Below are 15,410 nucleotides of genomic sequence, written 5' to 3'. Positions count from 1 at the left end.
TTCCTTTTTTAAATTTATAACGAATTGTCTTAATGCTGCTGATCTAAATCGTATTCATGAACTTCTTTATGATCGTAAGGTTCTACCATCAATTCATCAATAGTGACTCCTTTTTTATTCAATCCAAGACGTTCAAGTAATCTGTCAAATAACTGGTACATTACTGGTACAAATATTAGCGTCAGGAATAATGAACTTAATAATCCTCCTATAATTACCCAGGCCAAACCGTTTTTCCATTCTGCACCTGCACCACTTGCTAACGCAATTGGCATCATACCAATTACCATGGCAATTGTCGTCATCAGAATTGGACGTAAACGTGCATGGTTAGCCAGAATAAGTGCCTCATGCGTAGTTTTTCCTTCAGACCTCATTTGATTGGTGAAATCGACGAGGATAATCGCATTTTTCGCTACCAGTCCGATTAGCATAATCATCCCTAAAATTGTAAAGATGTTAATTGCATTATTAGTCAGTGCTAGTGCAAGCAATGCTCCGATAACTGATAAAGGAATTGAGAACATCACGACAAAAGGATATACAAAACTATCATAGAGCGCTACCATAATAAGATATACCAATATAACGGATGCTAATAAGGCTATACCCAGGGTTCCGAAACCATCCCCCTGATTTTCAGCATCACCTGCCCATACATAACTTACACCTATAGGTTTTTTAAGTTTACCTGATTTTTCCAGATCTTCTAATTGTTTTTGGAATTCTGCTACAATTGTGCCTGTTGGGCGACCAATAGATTGCGCTCTTACTGAAACAGAAGTACTCTTATCCCTTCTTTCCAACTGACTTGGTCCTGAACCATTAGTAATCGCTGCAAACTGGGATAACTTAATCTGTTTTCCTGTCGTGTTCACAAAGATCAGATTTCTTACATCGTCAATGTTTTTACGGTTAAATGTCTGGTAACGGATATTAATGTCATATTCGTATTCTCCTCTACGGAATTTACCGTCTGTATTTCCGCTAAAAGCAGTTTGCATAGTTGCACCTACTGTTTGCAGGGTAAGACCCAGAGCGGCCATCTTATCGCGGTCTACTTGTACATTAATCTCGGGGCTACCGTTCTCAACGGATAGTTTAAGTTCTGCTGATCCTTTAATTTTCGCCAGAACAGCCTTAGCACCTTCGGCATATTTCATTGCGCTGTCTAAGTCTGAGCCCATAACTACCAGTTCAATGGGTGCATTTTCTGCAATACCTAAAATACTGATCGGAACAGTTTTTACCTTAGCACCCACCAATACTTTAGCCAGTTCACGACTTACTTTTGTCGCATAAATACTCGATACGTCTTCACGTTTATCGCGTTCAACCAATTTTACATTGATCTCAGATTTATAGGCTGTAGCTTGTGTTCCTCCAAAATCACCACTTGATTGCCCAACAGTAGTGATTAACTGTATGATTTCTGGTTTTTTAACTAAAAAGGCTTCTGCTTTTTGTGTCATCAAATTCGTTTGTTCTATGGATGCGTCCTTAGGAAGCTCTATTTGTACAAGGAATTCTCCTTTATCACTTTTAGGGAAAAACTCTGTTCCGATGTATCCAGCAACTGCTAGTATTATTGAGGCTACAAACAGAACAACTACAATTACAATCGTGAGTGTTCTGTTTGCCAGAGACCACTCTAAGATACTTGTGATCCAGACAGTAAATTTGCGCAGTTGTTTTTCAAACCAGAGTATGAAACGACCAAATATGTTCTTACCTTCTATTTTCTCTAGTTTACCAAAACGGGATGATAAAAGAGGAACGATAGAGAAGGATGCTAATAATGAAAGCATAGTCGCAATAATTACTACGACACAGAACTGACGCAAAATATTGGAAACTAAACCCGTACTTATAGCAATTGGGAAAAATACAACTACAATTACCAGGGTAATGGAGACTACGGTGAAACCAATTTCGCTGGTTGCATCGTACGCTGCACGTACTTTATTTTTACCCATTTCCATGTGGCGGTAAATATTCTCCAATACCACAATCGCGTCATCCACCAAAATACCTACTACCAGTGATAAGCCCAGTAGAGACATCAAGTTTAAAGTATAACCTAATACGCTGATTCCAATAAAAGTTGCGATCAGTGAGGCTGGAATAGAAACCATAACAATCAGGGCATTTCTAATACTGTGCAAGAAGAAAAGCATCACAAAAGCAACGAGAATAATAGCGAGGACTAAATCATGAATTACTGCATCAGCAGATTCCAGTGTAAAAATAGAACTGTCATTAGCAATTGTGATTTTTAAGTTATTTTTCACGTAATCCTTCTGCAAAGTTTCGATTACCTTGTGAACGCTTTTACTTACTTCTACGGCATTCGCATCAGATTGTTTGATGACTTGTATTGCAATCGCACCTTTACGGTCTATACGTGCTAATTTCTCCACTTCTTTTTGTGCATCTCTAACATCTGCAATATCCTGCAAACGAATCTGAGCACCATCTTTTCCTGTACCTACAACTAATTTACGCAGCTCATCTACGTTTTTGTACTTACCAGATAAACGAATTAATATATCCTGGTCGTGTGTTTTTACACTACCAGTAGGGAAGTCAAGATTGGATGTTAGAATTGACTGCTGAACTTGTAAAACGGATAAGCCGTATCCTTGAATTTTGTCTGCATCCAGACCCACTTCAATTTCACGTTCCTGGCCACCTACCAGGTTCACCTGTGCAACACCGTTTACCCTGGATATAATCGGAGCAATACGTTTGTCGATCAGATCGTAGAACGAAGCATCATCCATTTTTGCAGATGCTGACATCGTGATTACTGGTAAGTCATCCAGTGAGAACTTATTTAATGAGGGTGGTTTTACATCAGTTGGTAAATCTTTCAGAATGGAGTTTACTTTACGTTGTGCTTCATTTAATGATAAATCCACATTCGCTTTATCATTCAGGGTAATAGTCACTACGGATAAACTTTCGTAAGAAACTGCATTCAGTTTCTTGATATTCTCCATGGAGGACACTGCATCCTCAATTTTCTTGGTTACCGTATTTTCTACCTCACTCGGCGATGCACCTGGGTATACTGTAGAAATAGATACAACATTCTGAGAGAATTTGGGCAGCAACTCATAACTTAAAGAGAAGTAGCTCAATAAACCCAGTAATGTCAGTACGCTGAATACAACGATGACAAGCGAAGGTCTTTTTATTGATATTTCTGTTAATTTCATCTATATATAGATTTATATGCTGATCTGATATTATTTTATAATTGCAACAGGGCTGCCATCAACTAAATTGATCTGTCCGCTGATGATTACTGTCTCACCTTCTTTCAATCCGTCAAGAATTTCTACCTGATCACCAATAATTCTGCCTGCAACTACTTTACGTTGTTTTGCGATATTTCCTTCGCCCAGTACAAAAACTTCGTTACTGCTTACACTGCCTACAAATGAACCGCGTGGAATAGTAATTGTAGCCGCCTGTGCTGGAAATTTGAAAATTGCAGTTCCATACATCCCTGCTTTGATCGTATTTTTGTGGTTGTTTTCTACTTCAATTTCAATAGGGAAGTTTAAGGTCTCATCTGCTTTAGCAGCAATGAAAGTAATTTTACCTGAGAAGTTGTCAGAAGGGAATACATTCGATTTAATTTGTACGGTTTCACCTGTTTTAAGATTTGCAACCTGGCCCTCGTTGACGTTAACTTTCAATTTTAGTCTGGAAACGTCAACCAATTCAAACAACTGCGTACCCTGTGCGGTTACAAAAGCACCCGTTTCAATATATTTTTTATTCACTATACCATCAATCGGAGATTTGATATTCGCATCACTTACTCTTCTTGCAGAACTTTGCAGTCTTAGTCTTGCATTCCTGGTAGCCAGTTTTGCCTGATCAAGTTGTTGTTGTGTTACACCACCCGTTTTGAAAGAACTCGCATATCTGGCTTCATCTCTGATTGCATTGTCTAATGCGGCTTGTGCAGTTTCTTTATCTGTATTGATAATCTCAGCATCAATATGTGCTAAAACTTGTCCTTTACGTACGTGGTCACCTTCTTCTACATAGATTTTTGTGATACGACCTGCATTTTCTGACAGAAAGTTCAATTCTTTTTTAGGTATAAAATTACCATTCGCACTAAAATCCAAATCAACGGCTACTTTTTTCACTGGAGCCACGCGTACACTGATAGCACCACTTCCCTGAGCTACCAAAGCCGTTTGCGCGTCATTTTTCTTCTTATTGTTTTTAAGTACCAAAGCAATAGCTCCGATAACAACTATAATTAGAATGACTGTTATAATTCCTCTTTTCATTTTAATAGTGATTTTATATTTCCGTTTGATTTGATTAGTTGTATTTCGGCAATTTTGTAGTTCAGTAAGGCCTGGGTATAGCTGTTTTGTGCAGATGTTAATGCGTTTTCAGTATCCAGAAGATCTGTCAGTGCAGCAAGCCCGTTATTATAATTGTTTTGAGTGCTGTTGTAGATCTCCTGAGCCAGCAGTACATTCTGACGCTGAGATTTAATCGTATTGATATTGTTTCTCAACTGGATTTTGGCATTTTCATAAGCCAGGTTCAAAGTGTTTTTTGTTTCTCTGATATCCTCATCGTTCTTTTTGATATTCACATCTGCCTGACGTATTTTCGAGCGTGTGGCAAAACCACTGAATATCGGTATTTTTAAAGCGAGTCCTATTGCCGAAGCGTCATAGTAAAAAGCAGTTCCGTGCTTGCTGAATAAATCGAATTTATCACTCTGACCAGTTTTGGATAAGTTAGCTGTTAAGGACAGTTGCGGATAATACTCAGCAACATAGGCTTTACGCTGCAAGCCTAATAAATCTTTTTGGACATTCAATAATCTGATTTCCGTTCTGTTCTCCAGGTTAACACTATCTGCCATTGCAGGTAAGGTTTCTACTTTACTGAATTCATCAGGTGGTAAAGTTATGGTTGTTGAAACAGGCATGCCCATTGAATATTTCAATTGATTTTCCAGTTGTATTACTGCATTTATAGTTTGCTCACGCTGTGTTTCCAAATTCGTCAAATTAACTTTGATCCGGTCCACATCAATTTTCTTAGCTAAGCCATTTTGATATTGATTGGCAATGATTTTCTCTACAACTTTAACATTTTTGATGTTGGTGTCTATAACATTCAATTGTTGTCTGCTTACTAAAACCTGGTAATAATTATTGGCTACTAATTCAATAATTTGTTCTTCAGTCAGATTTGCATTCAGGTTATAGTACTTTTCGCTGGTCTTTGAAGCTTTCAGGCCAGTAAAAACCTGCTGGTTGAATAACTGCTGACTTAATTGTATACCCGCATTGGAATTCCACTTTCTTCCTAAGGTAAATGCCTGATCACCAAAAACAAGCTGTCCGATAATCGGGTTGTAAGTCAATCCGGCATTTGCTGAAATTTGTGGCAGTGCCTGTGCCTTTACTTCCTGTGTTTTGTATTTACCACCATCGATATCCAGTTTTGCTTTACGCACATTTGTATTGTTTTCGATGGCAAAATTAAGTGCATCTTTCAGCGTAAGCTGTTCTTGTGCATTCACCAGGTTGGCGAACAGCAGGCAGAGCATTAAGATGGGAATTGATTTTACTCTTTTAGTCATGATCGTGGTTTTCGTTTGATAGAGCTGATTTTAATTTTTTAATCCTTTGATGAATATTTTAGAGAGGCTTATTTGTTTTTCCTTCATTATTTTTAACTCTTTTTTTCCTGGAAAAAGTTCTTTATTCCCATGCATGACACATAAAGAAGTCAAACCTGACTGGCAGGATAAGTAGAGTTCGGCCAGTTTAGAGATATCCTCCTGAGGAGCAATCTCTTTGTTTTCTATAGCCATCTCAAATATTTTTTCGTGAAACTGAACATTTTTCTCCAGCATTTTTTCTAAATATGATTTTAATTCAACTGAGTTCAGTGAAGAATCCGGATTTCCATTAGATAAATGCAGCATATAATAGCGCAGAAAAAAACGGTGTTTGATTTCTACAATGTTCAACAATGTAGTTTCAATATTGGCTGATTGTTTTAAATCAGCGTATAAAACGTCGAAATAATCTTTGAAAATCCGCTCTACTACACCAAGAATTAAACTGGTTTTATCTGGGAAGTAATAATATAATGAAGGTTTAGAAACAGATAAATCCTCTGCTATTTCATTCATCGTAGTTTTATTGATGCCAAAATGTATAAAACGCTTGATTGCACCCTCTATAATTAGCTCCCTTTTTTTATCCGTCTCTGCCATTTTACTTTTTTACCTTCTGACTTTATTATATGTAAAGTCAAAAGTATGGCAAGCATTTCTAATAAAGAAACTTTGGGATAAAAACAAGTGCTCTTAATGAATAAATGACATTTATATGACTCAATTTAAGAATCTTAAACCGTTTTTATTGGTCTTCAGTCTCTTACAAACTATAATAATAAAATAAATGGTAGTTCTATGACTTAAGTGTCTGCTTATTCCGCGGGCTTTAAGCCAGCCAGAAAGATCTCAGCAAATCTTTTTTCTTTCAGAAAGATGAGCTTAAATTGTTCTTTACCTGGGAAAATGTTTCGTGCACGGTTGAGGATATTAAAATGGATACCAGACACAGCTTCGACAAATATTTCGGTGGTGAAAGGAATGTCCTTGATAGAAAATTCTCCTGATTGATCACCTTTAGTTAATAAACCGGTAATGATTTTAAGTTCGAATGCTCTGGCACGCTGAAATTTTTCATAGAGTGCTTCCGGGAGCTCCGGGCCAATCATTTGTGTATATTCAAGCAGATTATAATACTTCTGTGTAAATGCCTGCCTTTTCTGTAACAGCATCAGGATGCCTTCTGTAGCTGTAGAGGTCTTCTCTACAGACTTAATCAGGTCTCTGCTGATCGTATGCATCATATGTTCGACTACACTGACATATAAGCTTAATTTGTCGGGGAAATAATAATAGAGTAACGCTTTTGAAAAAGCAATATCTTTTGCGATTTCAGTCATCGTAGTTTTTGCGAGTCCGTAATGTGCGAACCTCTTTAATGCAGCGTCTATAATTAAGAGTCTTTTTCTATCTTGATTTTCCATTGTGAATGAGCAATGCTTTTTTCTATGAGCGTGCTGGCTTGAATAAGGGTTAGAACCGGATGTAAATTATGCAAATTTATTAAATATTATATTTAACATGTTTATTACACAGCCTAACAATTACATTTGTGGTAAATAATTCTAATAATTCTTATGCTTGTAATACAAGAAAATATATCCCTTAAACCTTACAATACTTTTGGTATCGATGTCAAAGCACGTTTTTTTACTGAAATCTTTACTGAAAATGAGCTGGTAGAATTAAGGGATCACCCGGTGTTCAGGGCCAATAAGTTGCTGGTACTTGGAGGTGGAAGTAATGTGCTTTTTACGGAAGACTACGCAGGTCTGGTACTAAAGGTTAGTATCCCTGATATGACCACAGAAGTTACAGATAGCCAGGTTTTTGTTAGCGCAGGCGCCGGGGTGATCTGGAATGATCTGGTGAATTATTGCGTAGAAAATGGCTTTGCAGGGATGGAAAACTTAAGTCTTATTCCAGGAACTGTAGGTGCATCACCAATCCAGAATATCGGTGCCTATGGTGTGGAACTTAAAGATGTGTTTGAATCTTGTGAAGCGTTTGAACTGGCTACCGGCGAGCTTAAGACTTTCAATTATAATGATTGTCACTTCGCTTATAGAGACAGTATTTTTAAAAATGAATTAAAAGGTCAATATATTATTACGCGTGTCAATTTCAGACTATTGACCCGTATCAGAATCAATTCTCAGTATGGTGCTATACAAGGATTACTTGCCGAAAGAAGAATTACGCATCCCACAATCACAGACATCTCAAAGATTGTCGCAGAGATCAGAGTAAGTAAATTACCGGATCCTTCAACTATTGGAAATGCAGGTAGTTTCTTTAAAAATCCTATTATTGAGCGTTCAAAATTTGAAGTGTTAAAGCGTGAATTTCCTGCAATAATCAGCTACCCTGCTGGTGAAGATAAAGTTAAACTGGCTGCTGGATGGCTGATTGAGCAATGTGGTTTTAAAGGAATAACTGAAGGGCATACAGGTACCTGGAAAAATCAGGCACTGGTGCTGGTTAACCATGGTGGTGCAACAGGTCAGGAAGTGTATAGTTTTTCAGAAAAAATTATAGACACTGTATTCTCTAAATTTGATATAAAATTGGAACGGGAAGTGAATATCCTGTAACAATTATGTGATTTTCACAACTATAGGAGGTTTTTTCATGGTTAAACAATTAAATCTATGTGTTTAACCATGAATCATTTTTTTGGTACATATGTTGTATAACTGTTAATATACAAGATTAAACAAACTTGATAACGCCACTTTTTAAAAAGTCTTGTTTGTTTGCTTTTTTAACCTTAAAACTTAAACACTATGACAAAAAATGAATTCAACCTTCAGCTTCACAACCACTCGGTTTCCTTGCAGTCATTCGCTTTAAATTTTACTAAAGATATTGAAGATGCAAACGATTTAGTTCAGGACACGATGCTGAAAGCGGTTACGTATTACAGTAAGTTCAAAGAGGGTACAAATTTGAAAGGATGGTTATTTACCATCATGAAAAATACGTTTATTAATAATTACAGACGTCTGGTTAAAACAAATGCATTAATTACTAAATCTGAAGATATTTCTTCTGCTAATCTTCATTTTAGTGCGACTAAAAATACCATAGACAGTAAGTTCATTATCGGTGACATCAATAAGGCTTTAGCAACTTTACAACCTGAATACTACGTGCCTTTCATTAAATATTTTGAAGGCTATAAATACCATGAGATTGCGGACATGCTTGAAATCCCGATCGGTACAGTAAAAACAAGAATCCACGTAGCACGCCAGATATTGAAAAAATATCTTAAAACATATTCTAAAGAAATTCTGGGAACGGAGATCGTTTAAGAGCTTTGTTTTTATTTAAAAAGCAGCTGTTTTTAAAACAGCTGCTTTTTTTGTGCTTTATTTTTAGGTAATGAAGGGGAAGCGCAGGATAAAAGAAAATGGTTTAATGGGATCAAAAGTATATTTTTGGTCTTCAGACTTATCCTGCTAAATGAATTATACTTATTTATTAATTGACCTGGTACTTTTGTTATTGCCGGTTTTACTGTTTTCTATCCGGCAACTGAATTTTACTGATCAGAGTAAGTTCATAGTCCTGGCTGTTTTAATCAGCGTCTTTTCTTTCTCCATCCCTACAGAATTTATGACACAATTAAAGGTAATGGTGTTTAATCCGCCTTATCTGAGCGGGATGACTTTATGGCAATTGCCGGTGGAAGAATTATTGCTATTGTTCATTCTGCCTTTAAGCGGGCTCGCGGTTTACTTGTTTCTTAATCACCGTTTTCCAGTTAATACCCTTGAGAAATATAGCCTGGCTTTTAGCAATATTATGCTGGGTGTATGTATAGCGATGCTCTATTTTGGTCATCAAAAGTTATATACGCTTTTTACATTTTCGATCTTGTTTGTATTCATCCTTTATGTAGAATATGTTAATAAAATAAGATTTATGTACCGTTTCTATCGTGCATTTCTGGTTACCTTAATTCCATTTTATATCGTGTATGGTGTGCTGGCCAATCTTCCTGTAATTCAGTATAATAGTGCTGAAACATTGGATTTTAATCAATTTAATATTCCCTTTGAAACTCCTTTTTATTTTATGGGGATGTTATTGCTGAGTGTTTATCTTTTTGAGTTTTTTAAACTAAGATCACGCCGGTAATGGAACTGCCAGAATTTACTAAACAGCAATTAGCATTGAGAAACGGGCAGGATAAACCACAAATATGGGTGGCTTATCTTGGTTTTATTTATGATGTTGGAGAAAGCCGCTTATGGAAAAATGGAAAACATTATGAGCATTGGGCGGGACAGGATTTGACCGATGAATTAGCAGATGCGCCACATTCAGAAACTGTCTTTGAGAAGTTCACTGTAATTGGTAAACTGAAAAGTTAACAAAAAAAGCATCAGTCTGCACTGCCGCCAAATAGTATCTAACTTTTTGGCGGCAGTGCAGACTGATGCTTTTTTAATTTAGATTCAGGTTTCCTGTTGTTCAGGGGAACCTGAATACTTAAGCTTCAGTAAGTGTGAACGCACTTAGGTTTACAAATTCCTGTATGCGGCCGGCAACTTCTGCAGCTGTGAGGTTAACGATTTTTTCTGTACCGAATTTCTCTACACAGAAAGATGCTAATGCAGAACCGTAAATGATTGCATTTTTCATCGAATCGAAGTTGATAGTTCCAACCTTCGCTAAATAGCCAATAAAACCACCTGCAAAAGTATCACCTGCACCAGTTGGATCGAAAACTTCTGCTAGAGGAAGGGCAGGGGTAGAGAATACTTTATCTTCATGGAAGAGCAAAGCACCGTGTTCACCTTTTTTAATGATCAGGTATTTTGGGCCCATTTCCAGGATTTTCTTCGCTGCTTTAACTAATGAATATTCTCCTGAAAGCTGACGTGCTTCTTCATCATTGATGGTTAATACATCAACCATTTTAAGCGTATCCAGCAAATCATTCAATGCAATATCCATCCAGAAGTTCATCGTGTCTAAAACGATTAGTTCAGGCCTGTTTTTAAGACGTTTGATGACTGTTTGCTGTACTTGTGGAGATAGATTGCCTAACATCAGGTATTCGCAGTCCTGATAGCTCTCAGGGATAATCGGGTCGAAATCTCCCAGAACATTCAGTTCAGTAATCAAAGTGTCTCTGCTGTTCATGTCATTGTGATACTTTCCTGACCAGAAAAATGATTTTTCGCCTGCTTTGATCTGCAAACCTTCGGTATCAATGCCGTGTTTTGTAAAGGTATTAATGTCTTCCTGGTGGAAGTCATCACCTACAACTCCGACGATTTTCACTTTATTATAGAAGTAAGAAGCAGCCAAACTTGCGTAAGTTGCCGCTCCACCTACTATTTTATCAGTCTTTCCGAAGGGAGTTTCAATTGCATCGAATGCTACACTTCCTATGATTATCAGGCTCATATGTTTTATTTTAAATTTTTTTGAAAAATATTGTCTACAAATATTGCATAAATAATTTAAAAGCCCTAATATTGCATTCCCAAAACGAACGAAGCTTTATGTTGTTTATTAAGGCAGAGAAAACGTTTTCGGATAACCAGAGTACTCCTTCTTAGCTCAGCTGGTTAGAGCATCTGACTGTTAATCAGAGGGTCGCTGGTTCGAGCCCAGCAGAGGGAGCAGATTAAAAACCTTTCAACATCACGTTGAAAGGTTTTTTCTGTTAAAGTAGAGGGCATTGCCTTTTATATTACGCTTTACCTTTTTAAAAAAGGCGTTATTTTTTTTAAAAACCAGCACTCCTTCTTAGCTCAGCTGGTTAGAGCATCTGACTGTTAATCAGAGGGTCGCTGGTTCGAGCCCAGCAGAGGGAGCATCAATCTGCAAGTCGGCAGATTACTTAAAAACCCCGTTTCTTATATTGAGGACGGGGTTTTTTATTTCCATATTAAGGAACTCTCCTTACCCCATTCAATTTTTCAATTGCCATTTTCATCCAGTTCAACAGCAAAAATTGCTGAACTAAACGAAAATGTTCTACAAATATTTAACAAGAAAAACCCTGCGATTTAGGAGTTCCGGTATCAGCAAACGCAATTTTAAACTTGAAAAATGGTAACAGTAGAAGCAAAAGTTTACCTGCACCATTACAAAAATGATGGCACATGTAACGTTAAGATCTCGAACTGGAAATGTTGGATTCGATTTAATACCATTAATGTTAGGGAGTCGTGTTACTTCAGTGTGAATAATGGAAAAATAGTAATTATGTCATGATTTCTCTTAATACTTTAGCGTTTGAATAATATTCTGAGGAATAATTTTGAACTATGTAAATTTGACTTCTGTCTTTTAATTTAGTGTTTCTGTAGAAATAAGATAAGATAAACGAATATTGGTCGTTTATCTTATTAATATTGCGCATACTTAATTATTTTTTGTAATTTTGACATAAGATAAACGAATTTAAATCGTTTATCTTATTGATATTTAACAATGGATATTCAAGCAGCGTTAAGAGAGCTATCTAATCAACCGCTGACCCATCAGCTCCTGACAGGTCTTTTGAAAGACTATAAACGGCCAAACGATAAAATATTATCTTTAAAAGCAGATGGCCTAATCGAACCGGTCAAAAAAGGACTTTACATAGCAGGTAGGTCTCTTAGCTCTGAACGACCTGAAAGCGCACTGCTTGCCAACCATATACTCGGGCCAAGCTACCTTTCAATGGAAAGTGCACTCGCGCATTACGGGCTAATTCCAGAGAAGGTTTTTGCGGTCACTTCAATGACTACAAAAGCCTCGAGGAAATTTCAGACCAGCATAGGCCTATATACCTATACCAACCTGCCATTGCCTTATTATGCATTCGGTCTTGCTACCGTGAGCCTGTCTAAAGACCAGCGAGCCATAATGGCAATTCCGGAAAAGGCACTGTGCGATAAAATAGCTACAACGGCAGGCATAACCTTAAGAAGCCAGTCTTCTGCAAGAGACTATGTTTTTGGAAACCTGAGAATGGAGGAAGATGATCTAGCTAAATTTGATCTAAATGCGATGTCAGGCTGGCTGGAAAATGCACCGAAAAGGGAAAGCCTGGAAATGTTAATCAAAATGATCGAAAAAATATGATAAAGGAATGGCTTGAAAGCTATCATCCCGCAAACAGGAAAGAAGCTAAAGATGCATTGAGGGAAATCATGCAGGAGATTACACTGGCAGGACTTAACCGTGCCGGTTTTTTTGAAAAGGCGGCATTTTATGGCAGAACTACGCTCAGGATCTTCTACGGGCTAGACCGATTTTCAGAGGATCTGGATTTTTCGTTGCTTGCCGTTGACCCGGATTTTTCACTGGAAAAATACCAGGATGCTATCATAAATGAGTTCGCCGCCCTGGGGATGCAGGTATCGATTTCGGAAAAACAGAAGGCAGTGAAGAGCAACATCAACTCTGCCTTTCTAAAGTCAGAAACGATTTGGAAGGAACTTGTTCTCGAAGGCGTCATCCCACAGAATGGGCTCAAGGAAGTGGCTAGTATCAAAATCAAGATAGAAGTCGATAAAGCGCCGCCATTGGGGTTTTCTACTGAGGAAAAGTTATTGCTCAGGCCTTTTTCGTTTTACGTGAAGTGCCTGTCGCTTCCCGACCTTTTTGCCGGCAAGATGCATGCATTGCTTTTTCGCAAGTGGGGCACGAATGTAAAGGGGCGGGACTGGTATGATATGGAATGGTATATCAAAAAAGGATATCCTCTCAATCTCGATCATTTCTTGCTAAGGGCGATAGATAGCGGTGACTGGAAAAAACAGACCATCAACGAAGAAGAGTTCAGGAAATTATTGAGCGAAAAGATCGAAAGTGTTAAAATGGACTTTGTCAAAGCTGACATCTCCAGATTTATAAAGAATCCAAAGGTACTTGAAATATGGTCCCCAGGTTATTTCCACGACCTGAGTGCAAAACTAAAAATCAAGACATCTAGTTAAGCTCTGGGCCTCGGTTTAAAAAATTAAAACCAGAGGCTATGTATTCAAAAGAATCTACTATTTGTTAATAATTAAAAGCCGTTACAAATATTTAACGGGATTTCTTTGATAGTTTGTAATCTATTGATTAAGATATAGTTATAAGCTGGCAACCTCCGTCTGTTAATCAGAGTGTCGCTGGTTCGAGCCCAGCAGAGGGAGCAAAGATTTTCAGGAATGAAAATCACTTAAAAACCCCATTCTAACTATTAGGATGGGTTTTTTTATTTCCATATTAAGGAACTCTACTTACCCCATTCAATTTTTTAATGGATCAAGTCATAAACTTGTGGAGCAGGCTCTTTTTTAAGCATAAATTTTGACACGCTAAACAGAAAGTCTTTGCTGTCACGGATGCTCTTATGCCTCTGGAAATTGCGCTGAAAGCTTTCAATTTGCATTGGAATGACTTAGGTGAAACAAGGCCGGGCTGTTCGTAAATAAATTCAAAATAGCTAAATCATAAAGCTATATCGGCCGGGTACTGCCCGGGTACTGTCCGAGTACTGCCTGAGTACTCGTTAGGGTAAGAGCAGTGCTAAAGTAACGCGAGAGCATGGCAACTCTAAGTCAAAACAACTAGTTGAAATGACTTAGACTTGCCATAGTTACAGCCCGTTTACAACCTGGTGTCACCCCGACCACCACTCAGGCACAACCCAACCATAACTAGTTGAAGATGAATGAAATTATAATTTTCCCTTTGACTAACCCTTTGACTAACCCATGGACAACTGCGGACAATTGCAGACAGCTGCGGACAATTGCGGACATTTTTTACGCATCAGGATAATCTTTAACGCTAATGGCTTACATTGGTGAAAAGATATTTATTATGGGAAGTTTAACGGGTAAATTTTCAAAGGGAATCCAGGACGATTTCATTTTTAAAGCAGCAGTTTGGCGTACAGGTTGTTTCAAAAGTTCTGTACCGGGCAAAAGGAAACAAACAATGGAAACCCAAAGGCATCAGAGCACTTTCGTCAAAGTAGCCAGCCTGGAAAAATCAGGATCTTTCCTACTCCTAAGAATTCCGCTGAAGCGTTGGCCGATCTCTTATCAAAGTAATCAGGAGCATTTAATAAGGATAAATTGAACTATAAAATCAGGAAGTAACTAGCTGATTAAAGAATCGTAACCAGCTGATTTGAACTCAAAAAATATCAAACCCAAAACTTGAAATTTAATCCCTGATCCACAAGTTTATGACTTGATCCTTTTAAACTTGAAAAATAGCAACAGTAGAAGCGAAAGTTTACCTGCACCATTACAAAAATATGGCACATGTAACGTTAAGATCAGGATAGCTCGCCACAAGTAATATGTTTTACATAGATTTGGCGAGCTATATGTATTGATAGCTCGCCAAAAGTTTATATCCTTGCAGAAGGGTAAAGCGGTAACAAAAACAAAGAAAACCTTATTCCTGACAATGGTCACGACCTATGGTACGAAGGATAACCTATATAAAACTGGGCTCGTACAAAACGAGGTGACCATGGACGATTTGTTCAATGCATAGAAATATAAAACCCCATTCTAGTTATTAGGATGGTTTTTTTTATTTCTATAACAGGAAGTATCCTGGCTTCAAAGGAAAAATCAGTCAAGCAGCCGTAGCAAAAAGCTCCAGCTTGTTTTGTTTAGCAGAGATTCTCACCAGGCTAACAGTATTTGGTTTTTAAGAATTGCCGTGGATATTGGAATTATTTGTTGAAATGGTATTTATTGTTACTTTT

13 protein-coding genes and 2 tRNA genes are annotated in these 15,410 nt (G+C 37.5%); 9 read left to right on the top strand and 6 right to left on the bottom strand.

The genetic code is table 11. The features are described from left to right. Positions 1-29 precede the first annotated feature (29 nt). The 5 genes from AB3G38_RS14285 to AB3G38_RS14265 all read right to left on the bottom strand — a co-directional run bounded on the left by AB3G38_RS14285 (position 30) and on the right by AB3G38_RS14265 (position 7,101). Positions 30-3,221 carry an efflux RND transporter permease subunit gene (locus AB3G38_RS14285; protein ID WP_367864559.1) on the bottom strand — a complete coding sequence of 1,064 codons (3,192 nt, stop codon included), beginning with the start codon at positions 3,219-3,221 and terminating at the stop codon, positions 30-32. 30 nt (positions 3,222-3,251) lie between these two features. Continuing rightward, positions 3,252-4,316, bottom strand: a complete 1,065-nt coding sequence (locus AB3G38_RS14280) for an efflux RND transporter periplasmic adaptor subunit (protein ID WP_367864558.1) — start codon at positions 4,314-4,316, stop codon at positions 3,252-3,254. After that, complete coding sequence (locus AB3G38_RS14275; protein WP_367864557.1) at positions 4,313-5,635, bottom strand: TolC family protein; 1,323 nt, start codon at positions 5,633-5,635, stop codon at positions 4,313-4,315. Before AB3G38_RS14275 ends, AB3G38_RS14280 begins: the two co-directional genes overlap by 4 nt. 30 nt (positions 5,636-5,665) lie before the next feature. After that, positions 5,666-6,277 (bottom strand): TetR/AcrR family transcriptional regulator, encoded by a 612-nt coding sequence (locus AB3G38_RS14270; RefSeq protein WP_367864556.1) that lies wholly within the window; start codon positions 6,275-6,277, stop codon positions 5,666-5,668. A gap of 215 nt (positions 6,278-6,492) precedes the next feature. Continuing rightward, on the bottom strand, positions 6,493-7,101 hold the full coding sequence (locus tag AB3G38_RS14265) for a TetR/AcrR family transcriptional regulator (protein WP_367864555.1): 609 nt from the start codon (positions 7,099-7,101) through the stop codon (positions 6,493-6,495). A gap of 153 nt (positions 7,102-7,254) precedes the next feature. Between AB3G38_RS14265 and murB the strand changes: the two genes are divergently transcribed. The 4 genes from murB (at position 7,255) to AB3G38_RS14245 (ending at position 10,059) form a co-directional block, all read left to right on the top strand. Further along, the gene (gene murB, locus AB3G38_RS14260; protein WP_367864554.1) at positions 7,255-8,271 is read left to right on the top strand and encodes a UDP-N-acetylmuramate dehydrogenase; all 1,017 of its coding nucleotides are present in this window, start codon (positions 7,255-7,257) and stop codon (positions 8,269-8,271) included. Between the two features lie 192 nt (positions 8,272-8,463). Further along, entirely contained in the window at positions 8,464-8,994 is a 531-nt protein-coding gene (locus AB3G38_RS14255; protein WP_367864553.1) for an RNA polymerase sigma factor, read from the top strand. Positions 8,995-9,145: 151 nt separating this feature from the next. Then, positions 9,146-9,823 (top strand): lycopene cyclase domain-containing protein, encoded by a 678-nt coding sequence (locus AB3G38_RS14250; protein WP_367864552.1) that lies wholly within the window; start codon positions 9,146-9,148, stop codon positions 9,821-9,823. Next, positions 9,823-10,059, top strand: a complete 237-nt coding sequence (locus tag AB3G38_RS14245; RefSeq protein WP_367864551.1) for a cytochrome b5 domain-containing protein — start codon at positions 9,823-9,825, stop codon at positions 10,057-10,059. Before AB3G38_RS14250 ends, AB3G38_RS14245 begins: the two co-directional genes overlap by 1 nt. 118 nt (positions 10,060-10,177) lie before the next feature. Here the strand turns inward: AB3G38_RS14245 and AB3G38_RS14240 are convergent, their stop codons facing one another. Continuing rightward, on the bottom strand, positions 10,178-11,101 hold the full coding sequence (locus AB3G38_RS14240) for a PfkB family carbohydrate kinase (protein WP_367864550.1): 924 nt from the start codon (positions 11,099-11,101) through the stop codon (positions 10,178-10,180). 145 nt (positions 11,102-11,246) lie between these two features. Between AB3G38_RS14240 and AB3G38_RS14235 the strand changes: the two genes are divergently transcribed. From AB3G38_RS14235 to AB3G38_RS14215, 5 genes are all read left to right on the top strand, one after another. Beyond that, a tRNA-Asn gene (locus tag AB3G38_RS14235) sits at positions 11,247-11,320 on the top strand. A 120-nt stretch (positions 11,321-11,440) separates the two neighbouring features. Beyond that, positions 11,441-11,514 (top strand) — tRNA-Asn (locus AB3G38_RS14230). Positions 11,515-12,136: 622 nt separating this feature from the next. Then, positions 12,137-12,775 (top strand): hypothetical protein, encoded by a 639-nt coding sequence (locus AB3G38_RS14225; RefSeq protein ID WP_367864549.1) that lies wholly within the window; start codon positions 12,137-12,139, stop codon positions 12,773-12,775. Continuing rightward, positions 12,772-13,632: a nucleotidyl transferase AbiEii/AbiGii toxin family protein gene (locus AB3G38_RS14220; RefSeq protein ID WP_367864548.1), complete on the top strand. Its 861-nt coding sequence runs from the start codon at positions 12,772-12,774 to the stop codon at positions 13,630-13,632. The genes AB3G38_RS14225 and AB3G38_RS14220 overlap by 4 nt, the downstream gene beginning before the upstream one ends. An 844-nt stretch (positions 13,633-14,476) precedes the next feature. Continuing rightward, on the top strand, positions 14,477-14,767 hold the full coding sequence (locus tag AB3G38_RS14215; RefSeq protein ID WP_367864547.1) for a hypothetical protein: 291 nt from the start codon (positions 14,477-14,479) through the stop codon (positions 14,765-14,767). Positions 14,768-15,410: the final 643 nt, after the last annotated feature.

It is taken from the genome of Pedobacter sp. WC2423 (assembly GCF_040822065.1).
Taxonomy (GTDB): Bacteria; Bacteroidota; Bacteroidia; order Sphingobacteriales; family Sphingobacteriaceae; genus Pedobacter.
This window is presented reverse-complemented; position numbering and strand designations above follow the sequence as displayed.